Annotated in this window: 26 protein-coding genes; 23 read left to right on the top strand and 3 right to left on the bottom strand. The window is 41.1% G+C overall.

The window, feature by feature from the left end; genetic code table 11:
* Positions 1-15: 15 nt before the first annotated feature.
* Positions 16-1,233, top strand: coding sequence for a glycoside hydrolase family 88 protein (locus WJP93_RS04680; protein WP_331486556.1), 1,218 nt, complete (start codon positions 16-18; stop codon positions 1,231-1,233).
* Between the two features lie 130 nt (positions 1,234-1,363).
* On the opposite strand, the gene WJP93_RS04675 is transcribed toward WJP93_RS04680, so the two are convergent.
* Positions 1,364-2,023 carry a DUF624 domain-containing protein gene (locus tag WJP93_RS04675; protein WP_066563867.1) on the bottom strand — a complete coding sequence of 220 codons (660 nt, stop codon included), beginning with the start codon at positions 2,021-2,023 and terminating at the stop codon, positions 1,364-1,366.
* 255 nt (positions 2,024-2,278) lie between these two features.
* Here WJP93_RS04675 and WJP93_RS04670 point away from each other — a divergent pair, with 255 nt between their 5' ends.
* The gene (locus tag WJP93_RS04670) at positions 2,279-3,136 is read left to right on the top strand and encodes a carbon-nitrogen hydrolase family protein (RefSeq protein WP_066563869.1); all 858 of its coding nucleotides are present in this window, start codon (positions 2,279-2,281) and stop codon (positions 3,134-3,136) included.
* A 30-nt stretch (positions 3,137-3,166) separates the two neighbouring features.
* Here WJP93_RS04670 and WJP93_RS04665 read toward each other — a convergent pair whose 3' ends face one another.
* Positions 3,167-4,660 carry a polysaccharide deacetylase family protein gene (locus WJP93_RS04665; RefSeq protein WP_337547157.1) on the bottom strand — a complete coding sequence of 498 codons (1,494 nt, stop codon included), beginning with the start codon at positions 4,658-4,660 and terminating at the stop codon, positions 3,167-3,169.
* A 200-nt stretch (positions 4,661-4,860) separates the two neighbouring features.
* On the opposite strand from WJP93_RS04665, the gene WJP93_RS04660 reads away from it, so the two are divergent.
* From WJP93_RS04660 to WJP93_RS04560, 21 genes are all read left to right on the top strand, one after another.
* Entirely contained in the window at positions 4,861-6,735 is a 1,875-nt protein-coding gene (locus tag WJP93_RS04660) for a diguanylate cyclase (RefSeq protein WP_337547156.1), read from the top strand.
* Positions 6,736-7,184: 449 nt separating this feature from the next.
* Positions 7,185-8,231, top strand: a complete 1,047-nt coding sequence (gene pheS, locus WJP93_RS04655) for a phenylalanine--tRNA ligase subunit alpha (RefSeq protein WP_337547155.1) — start codon at positions 7,185-7,187, stop codon at positions 8,229-8,231.
* Between the two features lie 18 nt (positions 8,232-8,249).
* Positions 8,250-10,694 carry a phenylalanine--tRNA ligase subunit beta gene (pheT, locus tag WJP93_RS04650; RefSeq protein ID WP_337547154.1) on the top strand — a complete coding sequence of 815 codons (2,445 nt, stop codon included), beginning with the start codon at positions 8,250-8,252 and terminating at the stop codon, positions 10,692-10,694.
* 341 nt (positions 10,695-11,035) lie between these two features.
* On the top strand, positions 11,036-11,596 hold the full coding sequence (locus WJP93_RS04645) for a sigma-70 family RNA polymerase sigma factor (RefSeq protein WP_337547153.1): 561 nt from the start codon (positions 11,036-11,038) through the stop codon (positions 11,594-11,596).
* Positions 11,593-12,798, top strand: a complete 1,206-nt coding sequence (locus WJP93_RS04640) for a hypothetical protein (RefSeq protein ID WP_337547152.1) — start codon at positions 11,593-11,595, stop codon at positions 12,796-12,798. The genes WJP93_RS04645 and WJP93_RS04640 overlap by 4 nt, the downstream gene beginning before the upstream one ends.
* A 166-nt stretch (positions 12,799-12,964) precedes the next feature.
* Positions 12,965-13,792 (top strand): selenium cofactor biosynthesis protein YqeC, encoded by an 828-nt coding sequence (gene yqeC / locus WJP93_RS04635; RefSeq protein WP_337547151.1) that lies wholly within the window; start codon positions 12,965-12,967, stop codon positions 13,790-13,792.
* Between the two features lie 53 nt (positions 13,793-13,845).
* On the top strand, positions 13,846-14,325 hold the full coding sequence (gene moaC / locus WJP93_RS04630) for a cyclic pyranopterin monophosphate synthase MoaC (protein WP_227101672.1): 480 nt from the start codon (positions 13,846-13,848) through the stop codon (positions 14,323-14,325).
* Positions 14,326-14,360: 35 nt separating this feature from the next.
* Positions 14,361-14,876 (top strand): molybdopterin adenylyltransferase, encoded by a 516-nt coding sequence (gene mog, locus WJP93_RS04625; protein ID WP_227101671.1) that lies wholly within the window; start codon positions 14,361-14,363, stop codon positions 14,874-14,876.
* Between the two features lie 15 nt (positions 14,877-14,891).
* On the top strand, positions 14,892-15,935 hold the full coding sequence (gene selD, locus WJP93_RS04620) for a selenide, water dikinase SelD (protein ID WP_337547150.1): 1,044 nt from the start codon (positions 14,892-14,894) through the stop codon (positions 15,933-15,935).
* A gap of 22 nt (positions 15,936-15,957) precedes the next feature.
* Entirely contained in the window at positions 15,958-16,596 is a 639-nt protein-coding gene (gene yedF, locus WJP93_RS04615) for a sulfurtransferase-like selenium metabolism protein YedF (protein WP_337547149.1), read from the top strand.
* Positions 16,593-17,735 carry an aminotransferase class V-fold PLP-dependent enzyme gene (locus tag WJP93_RS04610; protein WP_337547148.1) on the top strand — a complete coding sequence of 381 codons (1,143 nt, stop codon included), beginning with the start codon at positions 16,593-16,595 and terminating at the stop codon, positions 17,733-17,735. The genes yedF and WJP93_RS04610 overlap by 4 nt, the downstream gene beginning before the upstream one ends.
* A gap of 18 nt (positions 17,736-17,753) precedes the next feature.
* Positions 17,754-17,990 carry a DUF3343 domain-containing protein gene (locus WJP93_RS04605; protein ID WP_227101667.1) on the top strand — a complete coding sequence of 79 codons (237 nt, stop codon included), beginning with the start codon at positions 17,754-17,756 and terminating at the stop codon, positions 17,988-17,990.
* A gap of 18 nt (positions 17,991-18,008) precedes the next feature.
* Positions 18,009-18,845, top strand: a complete 837-nt coding sequence (yqeB, locus tag WJP93_RS04600; protein ID WP_337547147.1) for a selenium-dependent molybdenum cofactor biosynthesis protein YqeB — start codon at positions 18,009-18,011, stop codon at positions 18,843-18,845.
* Between the two features lie 23 nt (positions 18,846-18,868).
* Positions 18,869-19,903, top strand: coding sequence for a molybdopterin-binding protein (locus WJP93_RS04595; RefSeq protein WP_066560191.1), 1,035 nt, complete (start codon positions 18,869-18,871; stop codon positions 19,901-19,903).
* A gap of 5 nt (positions 19,904-19,908) precedes the next feature.
* Positions 19,909-20,973: a radical SAM protein gene (locus WJP93_RS04590; RefSeq protein WP_337547146.1), complete on the top strand. Its 1,065-nt coding sequence runs from the start codon at positions 19,909-19,911 to the stop codon at positions 20,971-20,973.
* Between the two features lie 50 nt (positions 20,974-21,023).
* Positions 21,024-21,452, top strand: a complete 429-nt coding sequence (locus WJP93_RS04585; RefSeq protein ID WP_066560180.1) for an MOSC domain-containing protein — start codon at positions 21,024-21,026, stop codon at positions 21,450-21,452.
* A 76-nt stretch (positions 21,453-21,528) separates the two neighbouring features.
* On the top strand, positions 21,529-22,542 hold the full coding sequence (locus tag WJP93_RS04580; protein WP_337547145.1) for an XdhC family protein: 1,014 nt from the start codon (positions 21,529-21,531) through the stop codon (positions 22,540-22,542).
* Complete coding sequence (gene modA / locus WJP93_RS04575; RefSeq protein ID WP_337547144.1) at positions 22,539-23,390, top strand: molybdate ABC transporter substrate-binding protein; 852 nt, start codon at positions 22,539-22,541, stop codon at positions 23,388-23,390. Before WJP93_RS04580 ends, modA begins: the two co-directional genes overlap by 4 nt.
* 82 nt (positions 23,391-23,472) lie before the next feature.
* Complete coding sequence (gene modB / locus WJP93_RS04570) at positions 23,473-24,177, top strand: molybdate ABC transporter permease subunit (protein WP_337547143.1); 705 nt, start codon at positions 23,473-23,475, stop codon at positions 24,175-24,177.
* A gap of 21 nt (positions 24,178-24,198) precedes the next feature.
* Positions 24,199-25,275 (top strand): ATP-binding cassette domain-containing protein, encoded by a 1,077-nt coding sequence (locus WJP93_RS04565; protein WP_337547142.1) that lies wholly within the window; start codon positions 24,199-24,201, stop codon positions 25,273-25,275.
* Between the two features lie 24 nt (positions 25,276-25,299).
* Positions 25,300-26,136, top strand: coding sequence for an RNA methyltransferase (locus WJP93_RS04560; RefSeq protein ID WP_066560173.1), 837 nt, complete (start codon positions 25,300-25,302; stop codon positions 26,134-26,136).
* Here WJP93_RS04560 and WJP93_RS04555 read toward each other — a convergent pair.
* Complete coding sequence (locus WJP93_RS04555; RefSeq protein WP_227101659.1) at positions 26,114-26,812, bottom strand: radical SAM protein; 699 nt, start codon at positions 26,810-26,812, stop codon at positions 26,114-26,116. The genes WJP93_RS04560 and WJP93_RS04555 overlap by 23 nt on opposite strands.
* Between the last annotated feature and the right edge of the window lie 4 nt (positions 26,813-26,816).

Here is a 26,816-nt window from a genome sequence, read left to right as displayed (position 1 = left end):
GAGGAAATTTGAAAAGTGGAACACACAAAGAAATTTGACACATTTACAAAATTTGCTGAGGCTGATGCCGTACAGCTAGAATCACCAGAAAAGGAATGGCTGGATCAGGTTTATGAAAAGATCGAAACAAAAATGCAGTGGGTCAGCGAAAAGTCAAAGGATAAGATTCCATATTTGACCATAAATGGAACACACGATGATCGTGGTGATTTGTCAAAGGAATGGCGAATTGATGATGGTCTAAACTGGTGGACCAATGGTTTCTGGGGCGGCATTTTGTGGATGCTGTATCAGGCATCAGGCAAGGAGCGTTACGCTGAAATTGCACGAATCTCTGAGGAAAAGATGGATGCCTGCTTTGATGGTTATTACGGCTTACATCATGATGTTGGTTTTATGTGGAGACCGACTGCGGCAGCAGATTATGATCTGACACACAACAAAGAGTCCAGAAAGCGTGCACTTCATGCAGCCAATCTTTTAGCGGGACGTTTTAATCCAGTTGGACAGTATATTCGCGCTTGGAATGACATTTCAGGATCCAATGACGATACAAGAGGCTGGGCAATTATTGACTGTATGCTGAATCTGTCTCTTCTTTATTGGGCATCCGAGGAGACTGGAGATCCTCGTTTTCGTCATATTGCAATGCTTCATGCCGATACTGCACAGAAATATTTTGTACGTCCGGATGGATCTGTAAATCACATCATAGAGTTTAATCCAGAGACTGGTGAATTTGTTCGTGCTTACGGCGGTCAGGGCTACACAGAGGGCTCCTCATGGACACGCGGTCAGGGATGGGGTGTATACGGCTTTATGATCAGCTACATTCATACTGGAAAACAGGAATATTTTGACACAGCAAAACGCATTGCGCATTATATCATGGCAAATATTCCGGACAGTGGCATTATTCCAGTTGATTTCAGACAGCCGAAGGAGCCGGCATGGGAGGATTCCTGCGCAGCATGCGTTATTGCAAATGGATTAATTGAGATTGCAAAGCATGTGCCAGAATTAGAAAAAGATATGTATATAAGAGCTGCTGTTAAAATCTTAAAAGCGATTGATAAGACAAGAGCAAACTGGGGAACAGATTGTGATTCCATCGTATTAAATTGTACGGGTGCGTACCATAGTCCAGATCATCATTTCACGATGGTGTATGCAGATTTTTATTTCATCGAGGCTGTATTAAAGCTTAGAGGAAATGATTACTTCATGTGGTAATAAAATAGATATGTAATATATTACAAAAGATCTCTGAGTTCCCCAAAATCAAGATTGAGATAGGAATCCAGAGATCTTTTTTTGTTTGATGACATTTTTTCTAGTGGTGTTTTAAGTTAATTGTCATTTCTCATTTTGTATCATTCATTACAGCTACGCTGCCCGGCGTAAACTCATGGTCAGGAAGATATTGGCGGAAAATTCTGTTAAAAATATAAGACTGTAAAAATGCAATTAACGGAAATCCGAATATAACAAGTGGATAAAACTTTAATACCATCAAAGCGCTGCCGCCAAATAAAAGAATAACAAGGCAGATGCTCCAGTGAATATTTTTGAGTGATATAAAAAGGCTGCAGCGAAGCAGTTCCATGATTCGCATATCGAACTGTGACAATAGCGGAAAGAAATAAATAGAGATCAGCGCAAAGATCACAAACAGGCTTAAAAACAGGTGTGAAGCAATGCGAAGCAGATCATTTGGACTGCCAGAAAGGTTCCACCAGTTAAAACAGATCATGCCAAAGAAGACAAGCACGATCAGCCATACACCAGTCGCCTGTAAGAAGTTTTCTTTAAATGAGTGAAAGAAATCTCTTGCAATATAACCTTCATCATCTCGAGCCATGCGCATAGCAGTGTAGTAGACTGCAGTTGTGGAAGCTCCTATTGTTACGATTGGTAAGCTGCAGAGAAGCCATAAGAAATTGAGCCATGCCAGATACATGATTTTCGTCAGAAAATTTGCAATCTTATTATCTGGATTAAAAATGTTAAACAGGTTTTTCATAGTAAATAATTCCTTTCTATTTGGTATTTGGACTTTGCTTTATTTCTAGTTTTGTTTGGGATTGCCTTCGTTTCTTGTTTTTGGTTCGCATTCCCATTTATAGTTCACTTACTTTGTTTTCTAGTATAAAGAAAGTAGAGAGAAAAACAAGACAAAAAGTTGATGAAAGTATGAATCTGTAAAAAACAAACTGTAAAACTTTCAATATCTGTGATAAAACAAATAAAAACTATAGAAACAGAAAGGCGGCAGACTATGAAACTCGCATTGATTCAAACAAAGCAAAATGAACTTTACAATTTTCCAGGAACACGGACTTTTGATACAGAAGAGGTATTGCGGCTGCGACATGAATACATGGAAGAAGTATTTCGCATGACAGAAGAAGCAGCAAAAGAGGGTGCTGATCTGATTGTGACAACAGAAGTAGTAAATTACAGCGGTCATTTCTCAAAAATAAAAGTGCCATATGCTGATTTGTATCAGGAGATGGGTCAGGCGCAGGAAGAGACATCAACTGAGAAAAATAATAAATTCGATTATGACGTGACAACAAATGAGGAGACTCGATTTGCAGCAATTGCATCCCGGTATGGTGTAATGATTCTTGCCGGACTGGCGCGAAAGGAAAACGGAAAACTCTATAATAGTACTGTTTTCTGGGGCAGAGATGGACGCATAAAAGACGTGTATCATAAGATTCATCTGGCAGGAGATGAATCTGAAATTTTTACACCGGGGCAGACGCTTCACACCATTGATACAGAATTTGGTCATGTTGGAAATGCTGTCTGCTGGGATATGCAGTTTCCTGAGACGGCAAGAAATCTTGCAAAGATGGGCACTGATCTAATTGTGTGTCCGACATGGGGATGGGAGTGGATTTATGGTCCGGCAAGAGCCTATGAAAATGGTATTTTTGTAGCGGCAGCAATGGCAGTTCCGTATTGGATGCCAATTGAAGATCTCAGACGCCCAAGTATGGTGATTTCCCCGGATGGAAAGATTTTGGTAGAAGGTCCGACTGACAAGGCAGCAATTGTGTATTGTGAGATTGATGATATTCACTGCAAACAAAGCAGGGAGTTTCGCCTTAATACACCACTAAATTGATAAAAATAAGGCGGCCATTGGCCGCCTATTTTACTTCGCCCACGGAAAAATAATCGAGAGGCTGTCATCAGAGGAACTGCTTGCAGGGGGAGTAGTGTCTGAGTTTTCCAAAGCAGCAGATTCTGATGTAATATCTGGTATGGATTCAGAAGACTGAGTGCTTTGAGAGTCCTGTGGCTGTGTCTGAGCCAAAGTTTCAGTCTCATCCTGCTGCACTTGTGTTTCAGCTGACGTATTTGTCTCTGGCTGAATCTCAGCAGCCTCTTGTGTCTGCCCAAGCGCTGGATCAAAATAGTTGTAAACCTGACCTGGTACCATGCCGCCTCTTGCAGCCGCCATTTCACTGACTGTAACGAGCTCATAGCCGGCAGCAATCAGTTCTGGGATGATAATTTGGGATGCCTGCGCAGAGGATGCTTCCATATCGTGCATAAGCACAATGGCGCCGTCTTTTACCTTGCTTCTTATCGTATCGCATGTGGTTGCCACATCATGATGCTGCCAGTCAATTGTGTCCACGCACCACATGATAAGCGGATAACCGTCATCAACAGCTGCTACATTGGCACATGAAACATCATCAGTTGCGCCTGTCGGCGGTCTCATGATGCATGGGCGGTTTCCTGTAATCATCTGCACATAGGAGCTTGTACTGCTGATTTCCTGATCTGTTACCTGTGCATCCATATTTGTAATTTTATAATGATTGTAGGTATGATTTCCAATTTCAGAACCTGAATTTTCAATATTTTGGATAATATCCGCGCAGCGTTCTACATTCCGGCCAAGAACAAAGAATGTAGCATAGGCACCATTTGCTGTCAGAGTATCAAGAATGATCTGTGTATTTTGCGTGGAAGGACCATCATCATACGTAAGCGCAACCATCGGCTTTGTGGCGTCAACAGTGTGTCTAAGCTTTCCTTGCGAGGTAAAATCATAGACGAGATCACCAATACGGTGGCAGCCTGTATATACATGTCCATTTTCATCCGTCATACCAGTGGCACCGTCAGGAAAAGTAAAATTCCCTGTCACAGCTTTTCCATCTTCACCGAAATAGTAATAATAGCCATCATCGCATTTTACAGTAGAGCAAAAATATTGACGGCCATCATCAGTAAAACAATATGTATCACCATTTTCATCTATATAGCGGCCTGTCTGCATTATTCCGTCATCAGAAAAAAGATAGCGTGAATCATCAATCATTTGATATCCAGTCAAAAGATAGCCATTCTGGCAGTAGCCCATCGTGCCGTCAGCATTTGTAATCCAGCCCTCAGCAGGCTTGTTGTCATCATCAGTTCGGTAAAGTGCTTCTCTGTCAAAAGTTTCAGATTCTGTTTCATAAAAGCTCTCGGATTCATTGGCAGCCAAGTTCGCTTCATAGTCATCTGTAGATGTAACGATAGTTTGATTAGAAGGTGCGTTTGAAGTACATGCGTTTAAAAAGAACGTGCCAGACAGTCCAAGAGCAAGTACCAGCTTTTTTAGCTTACCTCTTTTTGTAGTATTATGCATTGGATGAAATCCCCCATCAATCGAAATTTAGATTTCCACTAGTATAGCACGCAGTTAAAAAAAAGGGAACATGAGAAAAATCACTTTCAGCAAAAAATGTTATTTTCAATAAAAAAAATCATGGTATAATGAAAAAAAGGAAACTTTTAGACTTGTGCAAGTGCTCTTAGAAGTAAGGATACATGAGAGGAGGCAAGAAGATGATGAGAAAGAAGTGGAAGTATTTTTTGATATCAGCTGCATTGCTTGCAATTATATTTGTTAGTATTGAACGTTACGATAATTATATTGGTCAGAAATTTTATCAGGAAAGTACGCAGGGACTGCTTGCTACATATGAACAGCTTGATAAGACCTTTATGATGTTTGCGCAGCGCAATTGGAACGCACTTGAGGACTGGGGCAATTATCTGAATTATTGTGTAGAAGAACAGGATAAAAAAGAACAAAATGCAGAAGATGGATGGGGTAATTTTGTAAATGACCGTAAAAATTGGCAGTACAGCGATTTTTATGTTTTTAATGAAGACTGCGAGTATTGGACTATTGATGGACGAAGAGGAACGGCAGAGCACGTGAAGGATGCTTTTAAAGCGCTTTATGAAAAAAAGGGTCCTATTGTGTCAAGCTATGTCGCAAGTGATGGAGAAACTAAAATCTTGTTTGCAGTTCCTTCAGATCCCATTGAGTTAAATAACGTGACATATACAGCGTTTGCAGTTTCATATGATAACAGTATTGTGAAAAAGTTGATCGGAGACGGCGTATATAATAATAAAAGTGATTGTTACATAGTCGATTCTGATGGAACAGTGCTTATGTCGCTTGAACCAGAGACGCAGATCACAGATGACTTTGATAATATTTTTGATTTTGTTCAGGATAAAACACAGTCTTATAATGAAGATTATCTGGAGCGCATGAAGAAAACTGTGCCAACAAAGGGCAAAGGAAGTGTTTCATTTAAATATCAAAAATCAGAGTATTATCTTGTCTATCAGCCAGTAGGAATTGACGACTGGTCAATTGTAGGTATTGTGGAAAAGAGTGTTGTTGACTCTGGTATGAGAATGGTTCAGGGAACGACTATCGTTTTGTTGTGTATGATGGCAACATGTATAATGATTGGAGTTGTCATTTTAATGAAGCAGCGTGCAAAGGCTCAGCTCCAAAAAGAAGCAGACGAGCGCATCAAAGTGGAAAAGAAAAAGGAATTTTCCGATCAGCTGTTTTGGGGAATTTCGCAGATTGTTGACTGTTTTGCAATTTGCGATTTAAAAAATAACAGATACGAATGTGAAGACAAGCGAGGCAAATATCTTTATCCGAAAAAAGGATCCTATGACCAACTTATTAAGGAAATTTCTGATCAATATACGATATTGACAGATGGAGAAAATGCAAAGTTTACGAATATGCTTTCTGACGAGCATGTGCGGCAGCTGATAAAGGAACATAAGGATTCTTATTGTCTGGAATACTGTGCCAGAGATAAAAGCAGATTCTTTATTATGAGTGTGATTCCGGTTGAGTGGGAAGGGGATACGCTTACAAAAATCATGATTGTTTCACAGGATATGGGACAGCAGCATGAGCTTGAAAACCTTGCTAATACAGATGCACTGACGGGACTTTTTAATAAACGTTATTTTGAAAAAATGATGGAAATAAGAGATGAAAAGAAAAAACCGTATGCTCTGTTTTATATGGATCTTGATCTTTTTAAGCCTGTGAATGATACATATGGCCATGAGATGGGCGATAAGGTTTTAAAAGAAGTGGCAAAAAGACTGCTTAAATGTATCAGAAGCAATGATTATGCCTTTCGCATTGGCGGTGACGAATTTATGCTTATCTTAAACGGAAATCTGGATGCACAGATTTGTGAAAAGAGAATTGAGCGTATAAAAAATCTGATTGGAGAACCGTATGAGTTTGATGGTCATACGATCAAGATAGGAATTAGCTGTGGAAGTGCTGTCTATCCTGATGATGCCGACTGTGCAGCAGATATTCAAAAGCTTGCAGATAAACGCATGTATGAAGATAAGAAAATTAACCATGCACAGAGGTGAAAAACATCAAGGCAGGTCAGGGGGGTTGACTTCTCTTTGAAAACTGCTATAATAAACGATGACTGAGAAAATGTGTAAGTAGTCTGTACCATTCGGTTTTCCAGAGAGGCCGCATAACCTGCTGAGAGTGCTGCCATCCGCCTACAGATGAATTTCAGCATTGGAGTCTTCCACGAAAATTTTGTTTATGACAAAAGCTAAGTGGATGTAGCTGCTGCATTATGGCAGATCAAGTGCGGATTGTAATAATTTTTTATAATCCGAACATGGGTGGTACCGCGGATTTATTCGTCCCATAAAGGTTTTGAAAAAAGCCTCTATGGGACTTTTTTATTTGGTGATTTTTCAGAGCCTCGCAGAGACATTTTGCGAATAGGGTTTCTGAATAGTTACGATATTTGTTCGTCCCATAGAAAAAGCAACATTTAAGAAAGCAGAGGAAAGGTTATATGCAGGAAACACACAAGCTGTCCGACAATCTTGCTGCTCTGAAGGAGAAGATTGAGACCGGACTGGAAGGATTGTCCAATTCTAAGGAACTGTATGAGTTCAGAAGCTCTTACCTGGAAGGAAAAAAGAGTAAGATCAGCGAGCTGATGAAGGAAATGAGAAATCTTGCACCAGAAGAGCGTGCAGGATACGGAAAGTCAGTAAACGAGTTAAAGGAGTGGGCGATTGATCGTTTCTCCAAGATGGAAGAAAAAATGAAGCAGTTAGAGCTGCAGCGCCGCTATGAGTCTGAAAAAATCGACCTGACACTTCCGGCAGATGAGACTGGCGTTGGAAATCTTCATCCGATTACACTTGTTCGCAACCAGTTAATCGATATCTTTGCAGGCATGGGCTTTGAGATCTATGAGGGCGCAGAGATCGAAAATGATTACTATAACTTTACGGCACTGAACACACCGAAGGATCATCCGGCAAGAGATATGCAGGATACTTTCTATCTGTCACCAGAGTTCTTGCTTCGTACACAGACCTCCGCAGGTCAGATTCATGTTATGGAGAACAAGAAGCCGCCGATCAAGATTTTATCACCAGGAAGAGTATTCCGTTCTGATGATGATGCGACTCATTCTCCAATGTTCCATCAGATGGAAGGTCTTGTTGTTGACAAGGGAATTACTCTGTCTGATTTAAAGGGTATGCTTGATCTGTTTGTAAAGAAAATTTACGGAGAGGGAACTGTAACCCGTCTTCGTCCGTCCTACTTCCCATTTACAGAGCCGTCTGTAGAAGTTGACTGCAGCTGCTTTGAGTGCGGCGGCAAGGGCTGTAATTTGTGTAAGGGAACTGGCTGGATCGAAATTCTTGGTGCCGGCGTAGTAAATAAGAAAGTCCTTGAAAACTGTGGCATCGATTCCGAAGAATACAGCGGTTTTGCATTTGGTATCGGTCTTGAGCGTACTGCAATGCTTAAGTACGGTATCAACAACATCAAGATGCTGTTTGGATCGGATCTGCGTGTCCTGAAACAGATTAACGAGAAATAAGAAAGGACGGAAACGAATATGTTAGTACCATTAAGTTGGCTTAAAGAATATGTAGATATTGATGTAACACCGCAGGAGCTTGAAAAAAAGCTGTTTGACGGCGGATTTGAGGTAGAGGAGCTGTATCAGGTTGGTCATGACATCGATAAGATTGTAGTTGGTCTTGTTGAGACTTGTGAGCCGATTCCGGAGACACATCTTCATGTGTGTCAGGTTAATGCAGGTGAGTATGGCACTATGCAGATTTGCTGCGGCGCTGACAATGTACAGGCAGGCGGCAAGTATCCGGTAGCACTTGTTGGTGCAACTGTTTATGCAACAGCGAAGGATCATAAGACAATCGAAGGCGTGATGACAATTAAAAAGGGTAAGCTTCGCGGTTTTGAGTCATATGGTATGCTTTGCTCTGGAACAGAGCTTGGCCTAACAGAGGATCTGTATCCGGGTGCAGGCTACAATGGTTTGTTAGAGATGCCGGCTGATGCACAGCCTGGTGCAGATGTAAAGGCTATCACAGGTCTTGATGACTGGATGTTTGACATCTCATTAACTGCAAACAGACCGGACTGCCAGAGCATCTTAGGAATTGCAAGAGAGGTTTCTGCAATGCTTGAGAAGCCATTAAAGATGCCGTCAACCGATTATACAGAGACTGATGTAAAGAAGGATGGCTTTAAGGTAAGTGTTGAGGCACCAGATCTTTGCCCGCGCTACAGTGCACACTATGTATATGATGTAAAGATGGGTGAGTCTCCATCATGGATGAAGCGCCGTCTTGCACTTGTTGGTATTGGATCAATCAGTAATATCGTAGATATCACAAACTATGTATTAAAAGAGATCGGACAGCCAATGCATGCATTTGACTGTTCTTACCTTGAGGGCAACGAGATTTGCGTAAGAAGAGCACATGAGGGTGAGAAGATTGTTACACTTGATGAGCAGGAGTACACAATGTCACCAGCTAATCTTGTTATCTGTGACGGCGTAAAGCCAGTTGCTTTAGCAGGTGTTATGGGCGGTTTAAATTCCGAGATTCGTGACACAACAGAAAGTGTTATGTTTGAGGCTGCTAAGTTTGCAAGAGATAATGTCAGAAAGACTGCAAGAGCACTTGGAAAGTCCTCTGATTCAAGTTCAAGATTTGAGAAGGGCGTGGATGAATACTCAACTGTTCTTGGTATGAAGCGTGCACTTCATTTAATCGAGGAGCTTGGCTGCGGAAAGGTTTCTTCTACTCATGTAGATGTTAATGTTGGAAACAGCATTGAACCTCAGCCGATGCAGGTAAGCATCCATAAGGTAAACAGCGTTCTTGGAATTGAGGTTCCGGCAGAGGAGATTGTACGTCTGATGAAGAATTTAAACTTCAATCCGACAGTTGACGGTGATGTACTGACTCTTCAGGTACCAGCTTACCGTGAGGATATGCTGCCAGAGGGTGAGAATGATGTAGAGCGTTATCCAGATGTGGCAGAGGAAGTAATCCGTATGTATGGTTATGACCATATTAATTCAACATTTATGCCATCTGCACAGGTAACAGCAGGCGGATATAACAAAGAGCAGAAGGGCGAGCTTGCATTAAAGCGTACTCTTTGTACTATGGGTGCATATGAGTGTATGCATTACTCATTCTTCTCACCGTCTGATTTGGATCTTTTGAAGTTCCCGGCTGATGCGAAGGAGCGTTTCGCAATTCAGATCATGAATCCAATCAATATCGATCTGTCATTAATGCGTACTACACTTGCTGCATCAATGCTCAATGCTATTTCAAGAAATGAAAAGCAGGGTATTCTCGACGGAAGACTTTTTGAGGTTGCAAATATCTTTATTCCGAAAAATCTGCCGCTTACCGAGTATCCGGATGAGAGAAAAACACTTTGTGTTGGTACCTTCGGTGCAAAGGAATCCTTCTACACAATGAAGGGCATTGCAAACGGAATCGCAGACAGCTTAGATGTTGCATTTACTTATGAGCCAATTCAGAAATCCTTCCTGCATCCGTATCAGGCAGTAAAGGTATTATGTGAGGGTGAAGAAATTGGTTACTTCGGTAAGGTTGCATACGATATTCAGGACAAGTTAAGCATGCGTGCAAGCGCATATGTTATGGAGCTTGATCTGGAGATTTTGTCTAAGTGGTATGATAAGAAGAGAACATTCATTCCGCTGCCAAAGTTTGCAGAAGAGAAGCGTGATCTTGCATTCGTAATGGATAAGGCAATCACATGTGGAGAGATCGAGGACTGCATCCGTAAGGAAAATAAGTATGTAAAGGAAATCAAGCTGTTCGATATCTACGAGGGCGGCCAGATTCCGGAAGGAAAGAAGAGTATGGCATTCTCCATCACATTCGTTCCAAAGGATGAGGCATTTGACGATGCACGCGTTCAGAAGTTTGTTGACAAGATCTGTGCAAAGTTAAATGAGGAGTATGGCGTAGAGCTGAGAGCGTAAGGTGTTCGCTGTATTTCGGTGAATCGCATTCATGTATAAAATTTATATTGAAATTGCAAATATATAAAAACAAAAGAATTCGGTAGGATTAAATAAAATCTCCCGCGTAGTTCGTATGAATTGCGAGGGAGATTTTTCGTTAAGGTGCAGGTGGGATACGTTTTTCCTTTGGTTTATTATTGATTTTCTTTCGAATTTTTTGTAAGATAATAAAAAAAATCTTGTCTATATAAATGAAAACGTCTTTAAAGGAAAGAAAATATGTAGAAATGCATATTAGCATTCTAGAGTCTGGTGATGGTGGAACGATAAAGGAAAACATAGCGAGAGGAGGGATTTTTATGCGTGATCAGGAAATCACAGAACTATTCTGGGAGCGAAAAGAGCAAGCAGTAACAGAGTCCAACATTCGATACGGCGCGTATTGCCGGCGAATTTCCTATAATATACTGGCAAACAAGGAAGATGTTGAAGAGTGTATGAATGATACCTGGTATCAGGCGTGGAACGCAATTCCTCCGCAGCGCCCATTGTGTTTAAAAGCATTTTTCGGGAAAATTATTCGCAATCTTTCTCTCAACCGTTGGAAGTGGGATCGGGCAGGAAAACGGATTCGACCAGAAGCAATGCTTGTGCTAGATGAATTAGGCGAATGCGTGTCGGGGCGTGAACAGCCAGAGGATGCGGTACTCGCAGAGGAACTCAAAAAAGAAATTAACCGATTTTTGCATGGACTTTCCGCTCGTGAACAAGGCATGTTTGTTCAACGATATTTTTATCTGGAGTCAATTAAAAGCATTGCGCGATATCATGGCATTACCGAAAATGCAGCTTCGGTGAATTTAAACCGTGTGCGCAAGCAGTTAAAGCAGTATCTCTCAGAAAGGGGGTACCACTTATGAAGAAAGAAGATTTTTTAAAACTTATGGATGGCATCGATGATCGCTTAGTCGAAAAATATGCAATTTCAGACGAGGCAGAGGCAAAACAAAAACAAATTAGGAGACAGAGACGACAGCGATGGCTCAATCGAGTAACAGGGTGTGCAGTTGCAGCGATAATTCTTGGCGTGATTGGTGTTGCAATGCTGTGCGCTTCCTTTGGCATTGTAAGAATGGACAGACAAAGCCAAAAAACTCCAGTATCTCTTGGTGATGGAAGTGATTCTCAAAATAATGAGAATAATGGAGATGAGGAAAAAGAGCTTTTGTTACAGGCATACCTTTCTTATATTGGAGTGGAGGAGCAGGACATTCAGGAAATCCAAAAGATGAACCAACAGATAGAAACGATTATTCTTACAAAAGGGGACAGTGAGCAGCAGTCAGTATCTATTGAAACAGCGGTATATTTTGTGTATACCACAAATCAAGATAAGGTATTGGCAGTGCTTGCAGTTGATCTGCCCGATAAGGCAGTTCAATATGGATGCAGTGAAATCGAGATTGTGGATAACTGGAAGCAATATGAGGTCTCACAGGCGAATGCAGTACTTTATTCAGAGGAGACGCAGGAGTTTCAGTCACTCAGATGTGATACGACGAATGAGTACCAGCTTGTAATTTCAGGTATAAGTAGTGCGAAGGGGAATACTCAAAGCACGTCTCGAATGGTAGTCAGCTTTACGGTTGACAGGACAAGGCGCAGCCTAAATTTAGAGGGGTATCGGGTTCTATTCCACCTGAAAAGTACATTTTGGTGGGTGCTGGCAGCGTGGACCTTGGCCGCAGCTATAGTGATTGCTGCAGCATTGTGGTTCTTAAATCGCTCAGTAAAATTAAAAGAAGGCACAAAAGCAGGTCGTTTCCTGTTTGGCAAAGAAATAGAATATGGAGCAGTCGTAGAAAAGATAGAGAATATTGATCTTTTTAACCCATCTCAATATATAACGAAAAACGGAGTTGTTAGTCCAGGCTCATCCGGGCGCTACCATGTAGAGTTTCGCTTGCAGGATGATACAAATATTGAACTGAGTGTATCGGCTAAGCAGGCAGGAAAATTTGAACCGGGTATGCGCGGAACGCTTGTCCATCGAAGAAATATTTTGATGTCCTTTGTGCCAGAGAGTGTGGAAAAATCGGAGTATCATGAAACCAAAAGATAATTAAAATTTCGTCAGCTATACTGCCACTTGTTATTGATCATTCGGTCACATTGGACGATGAATTCAATGACAAGTGGCAGAATGCATGGTATAATGATTTTATTGAGTAAAAATGAGTATTTTAAGGAATAACACATGATATTGAGAGGGAAGGAGTGTCAGCAGAATGGGATATTATGTTAATCCATCAGCAGAAAGTTTTGCGGCGATTGCAAGGAGCAAGAGTGGATTTTATCAATATTGTAAATCGAATATAAAGCAAAAAAAAATCCAAGAAGTATCAATAAAGACTGCTTTTACTTTTCTAGCCGAAGGAAAACATATTGTTTCGTTTGTTGGAGCAGGAGGAAAAAGTTCTCTTATTGACGCAATTGCAAAGTGGAGCAGCAGTCAGGGAAAAAAAGTGCTTGTGACGACTACAACTCATATTTTCAGACCGCAGGATGAATTTTTAGCAATGAACAAAAAACAGTTACAGGAAATCTGGGCAGCAGGACATTGGGCGGTGATCGGAGCAACTGAGAAAAAAGATCCGCAAAAGTTAAAGATGCCAGAGCTTGACTGGATGAGACAGGCAATGGAGCTTTCTGACCTTGTACTCATTGAGGCTGATGGCTCAAAGCGTTTGCCATGTAAAGTGCCAGCTGATCATGAGCCTGTACTTTTGCCAGAGTCAGATATAGTGGTGGCTGTTTTGGGGCTTTCAGCCTTAGGGCGTTCACTTAAAGAGTGTTGTTTTCGACTGGAAAAAGCAAAAAAGCTATTGTCAGCGGATGAAAATCATTTATTGACAGAAAAAGATATGGCAGCGATTTTGTTATCTGATCAGGGCCTGCGAAAAGATGTAGGAGATAGAAGATACATTGCCGTTTTAAATCAGTGTGATGACAGCACCGTGCGAAAAAGTGCAGAACAGGTTGGGGAAATGTTAATCAATTCAACTGGACAGAATAGTGAAACTATAGAAAAAATAGTATTTGCAAAACTGCAGTGAATATGGCAAACTAGTCAATAGACTATAAACCATTTTTTGGGGAGATATAAACGATGAGTGGATTTACACATTTTGATCAAAAAGGAAATGCCGTGATGGTGGATGTGCATGAAAAGGCAGATACATATCGGGTAGCTGTTGCTGCGGGAACAATCACCGTGAATGAGGAAGTTTTTCAGGCTATTACTAATCATACGGCAAAAAAAGGTGATGTGCTTGGAATAGCCAGAATTGCAGGCATTATGGGTGCGAAAAAAAATTCAGAGCTGATTCCGTTGTGCCACATTATTGCATTGACAGACTGTGAGATTTCTTTTGAGTTAGATGAAAAGCATCGTCAAATTAAGGCAACATGCAAAACCTCCTGTATCGGAAAAACAGGAGTGGAGATGGAAGCTATGACGGGCGTTAGTGTTGCGCTGCTGACAATTTATGATATGTGCAAAGCTATGGATCGTGGCATGGAAATATCAGGGATTCATTTAGTGGAAAAATCTGGCGGCAAAAGCGGTCATTATAAAGCTGAAAAATAAGCAACGATAAAAAAGCAAATTAGAAAGGCACTGCAATGGAACAAAAAAAACATAATCAAAAATATAGAGTAGGAATTGTAACTCTTAGTGATAAAGGTTTTAAAGGCGAGCGAGAGGATTTAAGCGGTCCAAAGATCAAGTCACTTCTTCCTACAGAAAAGTATGAAGTGGTATCATATTGCATTTTACCGGATGACCAAAAAACAATAGAAAAAGAGCTTTGTCGATTAGCAGATGAAGAACAATGTGCCCTTATACTTACGACAGGCGGTACTGGTTTTTCTAAAAGAGATGTGACACCAGAGGCAACGCTTGCTGTGGCTGATCGCAATGCACCGGGAATTGCAGAGGCAATACGCGCCTATAGCTTGACTATCACACCGCGTGCCATGCTAAGCCGTGGAGCTAGTGTTATTCGTAAGCAGACGCTTATTGTGAATCTGCCGGGAAGCCCAAAGGCAGTTGAGGAGAGCCTTACTTATATATTGGATTCACTGTCTCATGGACTTGATATCCTTTTAGGAACAGCATTTGAATGTGCCAGAAAATAAAGAAAGTGTGCCAATATGAGTGAAAAAGAAATTATATTTTGCAAAAGCGGCGGCTGTACGGCAAAGCTTGGAGCTGGTGTGCTGGAGCATATTTTGGAGCGCCTTCCAAAAGGACAAAAAGACGAAAATCTGCTTGTAGGCTATGACAGCAGTGATGACGCGGCAGTTTATAAGCTTAATGACCATCAGGCATTTGTGCAGACACTAGATTTTTTTCCGCCTATGGTGGAAGATCCTTATCTGTTTGGACAAATAGCAGCAACAAATGCCTTAAGTGATATATATGCGATGGGCGGTGATGTAAAAACTGCACTTAATATTGTCTGCTTTCCTGAATCAATGGATTTAAATATACTTGGAAAGATTCTTCAGGGCGGTGCAGAGAAGGTGCAGGAGGCAGGCGGAAGTCTAGCCGGCGGCCATTCAATTGCTGACAGTGACGTCAAATATGGATTGTCAGTTACAGGCGTAGTTGATCCGGAAAAAATCTGGAAAAATAATGGTGCAAAATCTGGAGACAAACTGATCTTAACAAAAAGGCTGGGTGTAGGAATTATATGTGCAGCAAACCGGGTAAAACAAGCACCTGAGGGAGCCATGGAGCAGGTGATTGCTTCCATGACAACACTTAACCGCACAGCATCTGAGATTGGAAGAAATTTTTGCATACATGCCTGTACAGATGTGACAGGCTTTGGATTTTTAGGTCATCTTCATGAGATGATGGACGGAAGGCTTTCGAGTGTAATCTATGCCGATCAGGTTCCAGTATTTGATGGTGCAATGGAATGTGCTGAAGAATTTTTATTGACTGCAGCAGGTCAAAAAAATAGAAACCATCTTGAAGGATATGTGCAGTTTGAGGATGTATCATTTGGCATGGAAGAAGTGCTGTATGATCCACAGACGTCGGGCGGATTATTGTTTGCTGTATCAAAAGAGCAGGCAGATAACTTGTGTGAAAAGCTGCAAAAAGCAGGTCTTCCAGCTGCTATCGTAGGAGAAGTGACAGAGCAAAAAAAATCAGAAATTTTTGTAATTAATCATAAGAAAAAATAGTGAAAAACAGGAGAAAAACATTATGAAAAAAGAAGTAAATGCAATTGGCGATATCTGTCCAATTCCATTAGTGAAGGCAAAAGAAGCAATCAAAGAATTAAATGGAGCAGGTGTGGTAGAGGTATTAGTTGATAATGAAATTGCTGTACAGAATTTAACGAAAATGGCGCAGCAAAAAGGATATGGCTGTGCATCTAAAAAGGTAAAAGATCAGGAATATCGTGTAACGCTGACAGTTGGAGAGACAGATGAACAAACAACAGAAAAACCTGATAGTGAAACTGCAAAGAATATAGAAGAATGTATTCCATGTGCACAGGCAAAGAAGACTAGTCTTGTTGTTATTTCTTCTAAAACTATGGGAGGTCCAAATGAGCAGTTGGGCGCAACGTTATTAAAGGGCTTTATTTATGCGCTGACACAGCAGGATGAGCTGCCGGATCAGATACTTTTTTATAATGGCGGTGCATTTTTAACGTGTGAGGGCTCAGAATCATTAGAAGATCTTAAAAGCCTAGAAGCACAGGGCGTAGAGATTCGCACATGCGGTACATGCCTGAATTTTTATGGATTGACAGAAAAGCTCCAGGTTGGAGACGTTACAAATATGTATGATATAGCAGAGCGAATGAGCAAAGCAGATAGGATTATAAAACCATGATTTATCTGGATAATGCAGCAACTTCTCTGCAAAAGCCAAAAGAAGTAGAAGAAGAAATGATTAGAGCCCTACATACGATGGGCAATCCTGGGCGTGGTGCGCATGATGCTACGCTGCAGGCAGGAAGATGCGTTTATCAGGTTAGAGAGCAGTTAGCACAGCTTTTTAACGCAGAGAGTGCTGATGGCATTGCATTTACATCAAATGCCACCGAAGCCTTAAATACAGCGATTTTAGGGTTGTTTCAAAAAGGCGATCATGTGATTACAACAGTGTGTGAACATAATTCGGTGCTGCGTCCACTTTATCGCCTGCAAAAGCAGGGAGTAGAAGTAAGCTTTTTATCTGCAGATGAACAGGGAATATTAGACTACGACAAGCTTCCGGCACTGATAAAAGAAAATACAAAAGCAGTCATTGTAACACATGCATCGAATCTTACAGGAAATATCACGGATCTGGAATGCATAAAAAAAGAAATATCACATAAAGATATCCTTCTTATTGTAGATGCTTCTCAGACAGCAGGAATTTTGACGATTGATGTGCAGAAAATGGGAATCGATGTCCTTTGCTTTACAGGACATAAGGGGCTGATGGGACCACAGGGAACAGGCGGACTTTATGTGCGTCAAGGAGTAAAAATAAATCCTTTAAAGGTCGGAGGAAGTGGTATTCACAGCTTTGATCATGATCATCCAAAGGCAATGCCAGAGCACCTTGAAGCCGGCACATTGAATGTACATGGAATTGCTGGCCTTGGCGGTGCGTTGAACTATTTGAGTGAGATTGGCACAGAAGCGATTATAAAAAAAGAAAGATCGCTTATAAAACGATTAGAGGATCAGATTCGTGATCTGCCGAACATCCACCTGTATGGAAATCCTGACAGCAACCAGAGAGTGGGGATTCTTTCATTTAACATGGGAGATGAAGATTCTGCTTATGTTGCAGACTGGCTTTTTGAAGAGGAAGAAATTGCTGTCCGTTCAGGTGCTCATTGTGCGCCGCTCATGCACGAGACATTGGGCACAAAAATGCAGGGAGCTGTTAGAATATCTGTGTCTCATAAAAATACAGAGGAAGAAATTGACAGAACAGCAAATGCGATAAAAAAGCTGTCACAGCTGCTTGAATAATGGGAGAGTCAATCTGATATGAGAATAAAAAAGAAAACCTGGATTTTAACATTTGAAAGTACTACGCAGGCAATGGCAGCTGATAAATTTGGCATAGAGCAAAAATTGCCGGGGCGACTGATTCCGATTCCGCGGGAAATCACCGCAGGATGTGGTCTTTGCTGGAAAGCTGACCCAAAAGAAAGGGAAAAAGTGTTAGAAGCATTACAGGCAGATGGGCATCACTGGGAGGCAGAGTATATTTTAGAATTGTAATGTGAAAGGAAACTTCCGATGAAAAAAAGTGATCTGATTATAGTACGCGGTGCTGGTGATCTGGCAACGGGAACGATTAATAGATTAAAAAAGAGTGGATTTCGTTTACTAGTGCTAGAAACTGATCATCCGGCTGCCATTCGAAGACAGGTGGCTTTAAGCGAGGCAGTTTATAGCAAAAGTGCCTGTGTGGAAGGTGTAGAGGCAGTCCGTGTAAAAGATGAAAAACAAATGCTTGATGCATGGAAAAACGACAAAGTACCAGTAATGGTTGATCCAATGGGAGAAAGCATTGCTTCAATGCAGCCAAAAGTTGTAGTCGATGCGATTCTTGCAAAGCATAATCTCGGAACTAATAAAAATATGGCACCACTTACTATTGCACTTGGTCCTGGTTTTACTGCAGGTGTCGATGTGGATGTTGTAATTGAGACAAAGCGCGGTCACAATTTGGGCCGGGTGATTCGCGAAGGAAGTGCATATCCAAATACTGGAATACCAGGCATAATCGGCGGTTACGGAGCAGAGCGCGTAATTCATGCACCGGCAGAGGGCATATTAAAAAATAAGAGTAAAATTGGCGATATCGTAGAAAAAGGTCAGGTGATAGCTGTAATTGAAGCATCAGACAAAGAAAACGAAAAAGCTGCAGATATAAAAAAAACAGAGGTGACAGCAACTATTGACGGTCTTCTTCGTGGACTTATTCGAGACAATTATCCAGTCACAAAAGGCTTTAAGATTGCAGATATTGATCCAAGAAAAGAAGAAGTGGCAAATTGCTTTACAATTTCAGATAAGGCAAGATGCATTGCAGGAAGCGTTTTAGAAGTTATCTGCGAAACATTAGAGTAAACAAAGAAAGTAAGGAAAATATTATGAAACTAATGAAAACAGAAGAAGCTGTGGGTCAGGTATTGTGCCATGATATCACACAGATTATTCCTGGTGTGACAAAAGATGCGGTATTTCGAAAGGGTCACATAATCACAAAGGAGGATATTCCTGTCCTTTTAAGTGTTGGAAAGGAACACATATATATTTGGGAAAAGGATGAGCATATGCTGCACGAAAATGAGGCAGCGCAAATTCTTTATGAGATGTGCAGAAACGATCATATGCATCCATCTGCTGTAAAGGAAGGAAAAATAGAGCTTATTGCGGATTGTGACGGTCTTTTTAAGGTGGATCGCGAGAAGCTAAGGAAAGTCAATAGTTTGGGAGAAATGATGATTGCGACACGTCATGGCAACACCTTTGTAAAGAAAGGTGATAAGTTAGCTGGGACGAGAATCATTCCGCTTGTGATTGAAAAAGAAAAAATGGAGCGCGCAAAAGAGATTTGTAATGACGGGTCTATTTTGGAAATAAAGCCGCTGCAGCCAAAAAAAGCTGCGATTTTAACAACAGGAAGTGAAGTTTATCACGGACGCATTCAGGATAAATTTACGCCAGTTCTAGTAGAAAAATTAAAGGAATATGGCAGCGAGGTGATCTTCCACGAGATTTATGATGATGACCATGAGGCAATTACTAAGGGCTGTCTTAGTGCTATAGAACAGGGCGCAGAGCTTGTTTTATGCACAGGCGGCATGAGCGTAGATCCAGATGACAAAACACCGCTTGCCATCAAAAATACAGGGGCAAGAATTGTTTCTTACGGTGCACCAGTTCTTCCGGGAGCAATGTTTTTAGTATCTTATTATGAATATAAGGATAAAACGATTCCAATTGTGGGACTGCCAGGCTGTGTTATGTATGCAAAAAGAACAATTTTTGATCTGGCACTGCCGCGCTTGTTAGCGGATGATTTTATCACGGCAGAGGAACTGGCATTACTGGGAGAAGGCGGACTATGTTTAAACTGTCCAGTCTGTACTTATCCTAACTGCGGTTTTGGAAAAGGCTGGTAAGCAGCATGCTGGATCAATATGGAAGAAATATTACTTACTTGCGTATTTCGATTACAGATCGATGTAACCTGCGCTGTAAGTATTGCATGCCAGATGAAGTTACAGATGTAGGAATGAAAAATATTCTTACGTTTGAGGAAATCTGGGAGATTGTAAGGGCTGGCGTCAGCCTTGGCATTACGCATGTTAGAATTACAGGCGGTGAGCCGTTAGTGCGAAAAGGCTGTGTAGATCTCATTCGAGGGATTAGGGCAATTCCGGGTGTAGAAACGATCACAATGACCACGAATGGAGTTTTACTTAGAACTTATGCTGCTTCATTAAAGGAAGCGGGATTGGACGGATTAAATGTGAGTCTGGATACCCTTGATTTTGAAGAATTTGCATCACTTGCAGGAAGGCAAAATTTAAAAGAAGTACTTGATGGGATACAGGCGGCAAAAGAAATGGGGCTGCCTGTGAAAATCAATGCAGTCAATCGAAAAGAGCTAAATCCTATTTCTCTTGTTTTGTATGCACAGCAGGAAAAAATACCGCTTCGTTTTATTGAGATGATGCCGGTTGGCTATGGAAAACAGTATGTAGGAAGAAGTAATGATGAATTGAGAGCATGTCTTGAAGATGAGTTTGGAAAGTCAGAAATGATCACGTATCAAGCAAATCAAAAAAAACAGATATCAGAACAGATATCACACATGGTTCAGACATTACATACAAAAGAAGTCCCAATAGGAAGTGGCCCGGCAGTGTATTATAGGTTTTCCGAATTAACAATTCCAGTTGGTTTTATAAGTGCAATTCATGGAAAGTTTTGTGAAAGCTGCAACAGAGTTAGATTGACGGCACAGGGGTATTTAAAGCTGTGTCTTTGCTATGATAAAGGAATTGATCTGCGTCAGATTCTGCGAGGAGAAGAAACTGGGCAAAACGAAAAAAATATACAAAAAGCGCTAAATGAGAAACTAACAACTGCAATGAGAGCAGCCATTTACAAAAAGCCGGCAGCTCATTGCTTTGAGCATCCAGAGGAGATGACTGAAATCAACGAGATGGTCAAAATTGGTGGGTAGAAGCCGATAAAGTTAAAGACCAGCAGCGCGACAGGAAAGGAACAACAAAAGTGGGAGTCATTAAAGGAATCTGTATCAGCGAAAAGCGCGGTACGGCAAAACATGAAATTGAAGAAGCAGTTTTTGTGAAGGACTGGGGAATTGAGAAAGATGCACATGCAGGTCACTGGCACAGACAGGTGAGCCTGCTGTCATATGAAAAAATAGAGGAATTTAGAAAAAAAGGAGCGCAGATTGGACTTGGAGCTTTTGGAGAAAACCTGATCGTAGAAGGCTATGATTTTCGAAATCTTCCAGTGGGAACACGATTTCAATGCGGCGATGTTATTTTAGAGATGACTCAGATTGGAAAAGAATGTCACAGCCACTGTGAAATTTATAAGAGAATGGGCGAGTGCATTATGCCGCGAGAGGGCGTATTTGCCGTTGTAATTCAGGGTGGAAAAATCAAAAAAGGCGATATTCTTGAAAAGATGTAAGAAACAGACGTACATACAAATATCGTATTTCTGATCTTTTGATCCAGGTAATATAAAATTGGAGGAAACGTTATTTATGAAAACACTTTATCAATTGTTATTAGATCGCTGGAATCAAAATTGTGATACCGTTCTGGTCACTATTGTGGAAGGAAATGGTTCAATTCCGCGCACGACTGGAGCCTATATGGCGGCAGATCAGACAGGCAGAATTTATGGAACAATCGGCGGCGGAAATCTGGAATATCAGGCCGTAAAAAAAGCAATTACGATTGCTGGAAAGGATGCTCATTTTGTCGAGGATTTTGACTTGGGAACAGGAGAAAATGGCGACCTTGGAATGGTCTGTGGAGGTAAAGTAAAGGTTTTATTTTACAGCGTGAAAAGCAAGGATACAAAGATTGCATCTTTTTTAAAGGAAGCATTAAAGAGGGAAGAAGAGAAAAAGCCATATTGGCTGCTACTTCCATTTTCAAAAGGATATCCTAAAATAGAGTCTCATCTTGAGGAAGGACGAGGTCATTGCCGAATACTTGAAGAATACGAGAAGGATAGAACTGACGGAAATAATGAAGTTCAGAAAATCTATGCCGAGGAGTTTAACTTTGATGGAAAGGTTTATATTTTCGGAGGCGGCCATCTTGCGCAGGAGCTTGTCCCAGTACTCAGTCATTTGGGCTTTTGGTGCATGGTAATGGATGACAGAGAGGAGTACACAGCCCCTAATTTATTCCCAGGCGTACAGGAGACAAAAACTGTTGATTTTACTTTGCTTTCTGATATTTTGGAAGTAAAAAAGGAAGATTATCTTGTAGTTGTTACAAGAGGACATAGCTGTGATGCAGATGTTGAGCGGTTTGCGCTGCGCACACCTGCTTCTTATATAGGCGTAGTGGGAAGCAAACGAAAGACTCAGTACGTTAGAGAAAAACTACTGGCGGAGGGCTTCACCAATGAAGAACTTGACCGTGTACATGCACCAATCGGAATAGACATTGCAAGTGAGACACCGGCAGAGATAGCTATCAGTATTGCGGCACAGCTTATACAAATTAGAGCAGAAAAAGCAGGATTACGGAGAAAAAAATGAGAAAGAAACATGCAGGAATTATACTGACAACTATTTTAGCGGCATCCATATTTGCAGGATGTGGTTCTAAGGCATCAGACAAAAAAGAAGAAGTTACAATCACTGTATTTGCAGCGAAGAGTCTGAATCAGGTAATGGAGGAACTGATCGCAGAGTTTCAGAAAACACACGAAAATGTAAATGTACAGGGAAGCTATGACAGCTCAGGAACTTTGATGGTTCAGATTGAAGAAGGCGCAGACTGTGACGTATTTTTCTCAGCAGCAGTTAAGCAGATGAATCAGCTTGATGAGACAGATGGTCTTGTCGTAGAGGGAACACGTCACAACGTTGTAAACAACCAGGTTTGTGTAGTAACATATAAGGGAAGCAACACCAAGGTAACAGGTCTTATGGATATTAAAAATGCTGGCAGCATTGCACTTGCAGATGGTTCTGTGCCTGTAGGAAAATACACACGTCAGGCAATGGTAAATGCAGGAATGTTAGAAAAGGCAGATGATGTATCAAAGATTTCAACAACAGACATTTCAGAAGCACTTGGTGGTGTGGAAATCAATGAATGTGCAAATGTAGGTGTTGTTACGTCAGCAGTGGCAGAGGGATCAAATGAGGTAGGAACTGTTTATTATTCCGATACATATGGATTAGAAGATCGTCTTGAAATTTTAGAGAAGATTCCTTATGATCTGACAGGAGATGTTATTTATCCGGTAGCACAAATTCAAAATTCAGAGGCAGATGAGCTTGAGGCATCCACAGCAAAGGAATTTGTCGATTTCTTAATTACAGATGATGCAAAAGAAATTTTCCAGAAGTATTATTTCGATACTGATGTAGAAGATTAAAAGTAAGTTTCCTCGTCCATTTGGTGCATTGCTTCTGTGGACGTGATACTCTTACTAAATTGATGGAAATAATGGTGGCACAATGGAAGAATTGATGGAATTTATAAGAGGGCTTGATTGGAGTCCTTTGCTGATCTCATTAAAGACTGGAGTGGTGGCAACCATTCTTTCTTTTTTTGGTGGGATCTTTGCAGCAAGACAGATAATAAAAGCAGGACCTAAAACAAAAGCAGTATTGGATGGTATTCTTACACTGCCAATGGTACTGCCGCCAACGGTAGCCGGTTTTTTTCTTTTACTGATTTTTAGTCTGCGCCGTCCATTTGGCGCTGCGCTTTATGAAGGCTGTGGAATTAAGGTCGTACAGACTTGGCTTGGCTGCGTGCTTGCAGCAACTGTGATTGCTTTTCCTCTTATGTATAGAAATGCCAGAGCAGCATTTGAGCAGGTAGATGCAAATTTAATCTATGCAGCCAGAACACTTGGCATGTCGGAAATAAAAATTTTCTGGAAGGTTGTGATTCCATCGGCGCGTCCAGGAATACTTTCTGGAACGATTTTGACATTTGCAAGAGCCATGGGAGAGTATGGAGCTACATCTATGCTTGCAGGAAACATTCCGAAAAAGACAGGAACGATTTCCCAGAAAATTGCGATGGTAATTCAAAATGGAGATTACAAGACAGCTGGCTTTTGGGTAATGGTGATCATGGTGATTGCATTTGTCGTTGTGCTGTTAATGAATCTTTTAGGATCAGGAAAAAACAAACAGAAAAAACAATGGTAATGATAGGGGCAAAAGACAGATATGTTGCAGGTAACGATAAAAAAGAAACTTGGAAATTTTTTGCTGGATGTGGACTTTTGCATGGATGGCGGAGTATTTGCAATTCTGGGTGCATCTGGATGCGGAAAAAGTATGACATTAAAATGCATTGCAGGTATTGAGCGTCCTGACGAAGGAAGAATTGTTTTAAATGACAGAGTGCTGTTTGATTCGAAAAAAAAGATAAATTTGCCGCCGCAAAAAAGAAAAGTCGGATATATGTTTCAGGACTATGCATTATTTCCTAACATGAATGTGGTACAGAATATACAGGCTGGAATGGGCAGAAAGCCAGATCAAAAAAAGGTGCAGGAATACATAACAGGTTTTCATCTGACAGGTCTTGAAACACACATGCCAGATCAGCTATCAGGAGGTCAAAAGCAGCGCGTCGCGATGGCGCGTATGTTAGCGGCAGAACCAGAGCTTCTTCTTTTAGATGAACCATTTGCCGCATTAGACAGCTATCTTAAGTGGAAGATGGAGCAGCAGATGATGGATTTGTTAAAAGATATTCAAAAGCCAGCCTTGTTTGTATCGCACAGCAGAGATGAAGTGTATCGCCTTTGCGATACTGTAAGCTGTATCAATCAGGGAAAGATGGAAGTGATTGAGCCGGTAAAAGAATTTTTTAAGAATCCAAAGACAAAAACAGCAGCTCTCTTGTCAGGCTGTAAAAATATTTGCAGCGTGGAACTGGTAAAGGATTTAGAGCCGACAGAAACACAGATGAAGGACACATCGTCTGGCAAACTTTGGGCAGCAGAATGGGGTGTGGCGTTTGATGTATCAAAGGAAGCATTTGCGGCGCGTACTGTTGGAATCAGGGCTCATTATATGATGCAAAAAAAGCCAAAAGCAGGTCATATAACTGAATTGACAGTTGGCGAATACAGGATATTAGAGGATCCGTTTGAGTGGAATATTTCATTTCGAAAAGATGAGAACTGTGAGTGGCTGCAGTGGAAGATCAGTAAAAGTGACTGGAATCCTTCTATGGGTGTTCCAAAAGTACTTTACGTGAGAGAGGAAGATCTGCTATTATTAGATAAAGAATAAATAGCAGCAAGCAGAGGTATGTATATGAGAAATAAAAAAAATATAATCAAGGCTTCATCAGCACAGCTTCCAGAATTAGAATGGTATGTCGGAAATAAAGAAGTGCATCTTCTTCGTTATTATGAGCCAGAGCCGGGCATTTTTATTGCGGAAAGCAAAAATGTTATTGATATTGCTCTTCGCAAAGGCTACGAGCCGCTAAGCGTTGTCTGTACTGAAAAAATGGAAAAAGATGAGATTTTAGATCGTGTGGGAGAGGCACCTATTTACATAGTAGATCCAGAGGATGCCAAAAGAGAATTTGGCTATGTATTGACAGGTGGAATTTCATGCGCGATGCGAAGAAAAGAAAATTTTGATTATAAAAAAGTGCTTGAAAATGCAAAGCGTATTGTTGTGCTTGAGGATGTAGAAAATCCAACAAACATCGGTGCAATCTTTAGAAGTGCAGCAGCATTTGGCATAGATGCTGTATTATTGTCACCAGCCTGTGTAGATCCGTTTTATCGCCGTGCAATGCGTGTAAGTGTAGGAAATGCACTTCTTGTTCCATGGGCTTATATTGGAAGCAGCGAGGCAAGATGGAAGGAAGAGGGCATTGGATGGCTGAAGGAGGAAGGCTTTCAGACAGTTGCAATGGCACTTCGTTCAGATAATATTCGAATTGATGATCCAGTTTTAAAACAAAAAGATCGACTCGCGATCATCATGGGAAACGAAGGACAGGGACTTGCAGAGTCCACAATCAATGCAGCTGATTATGTAGCTAAAATTCCAATGATGAACGGAGTCGATTCTCTTAATGTAGCAGTCGCCGCCGGACTAGCAATGTGGGAACTCACCCAACACCGAAATCAGTGATATCGTATAATACTTCAACAGAAGGATCGTCAAGCAGCCAGTTATATTCCTTCATAAACCAGCGAACAAGCTCTTCATCACGTTTGATTGGTGTAGTATTATTGTTGTATACATTTACTGTTCCAAGCTTAAAATAGCGTTTTAGGCAGTCAATGTCGTGCGCGATCATTTCCTTTGTCTGCCCCTTTATGCCGACCATCAGACATGGAGAGTCAAAATATTCTGCTACCTCTTCAGGTGACTGAAAGTCGGCATGCTTATTAAGAACATGCTCACGAAAATCGCTGTCAAATGTCTCTACGCCAATCTTAAAAATGATCGGCACCGGCATGCGGCTTCGCATTGCAGCGAGGTGTTTTCTATACATCCAGTGCGATTCAAAAAAGAGCTTATGGATGTTTTTGGTTTTTATTACATTTTCAATATCATCAAGTGTCTGCTTTGGAAGTTCAAAGCAGCTTCCTGAATTGATGACCTCTAAAACACCAAATTCGCCGGTGACTTGATCTAAAATGCTTTTATTTAATGAAATCATCGCTGCTTCATCATGTCCATTGTCTTCGATGTAATCACAAAATGTGCATTTTCCCCAAGCGCATGGAAAAGCACGCAGCAGACAAATTTCACGGTTATTTTTATCAGTAATTTTACTGTAACGTTCAACAGGGATTCCCATAAAT

It is taken from the genome of Anthropogastromicrobium sp. (genome assembly GCF_037349415.1).
Classification (GTDB): Bacteria; Bacillota; Clostridia; order Lachnospirales; family Lachnospiraceae; genus Anthropogastromicrobium; species Anthropogastromicrobium aceti.
The sequence above is the reverse complement of the archived record's forward strand: the minus strand, read 5'-3'. Positions and strand labels throughout refer to the sequence as shown.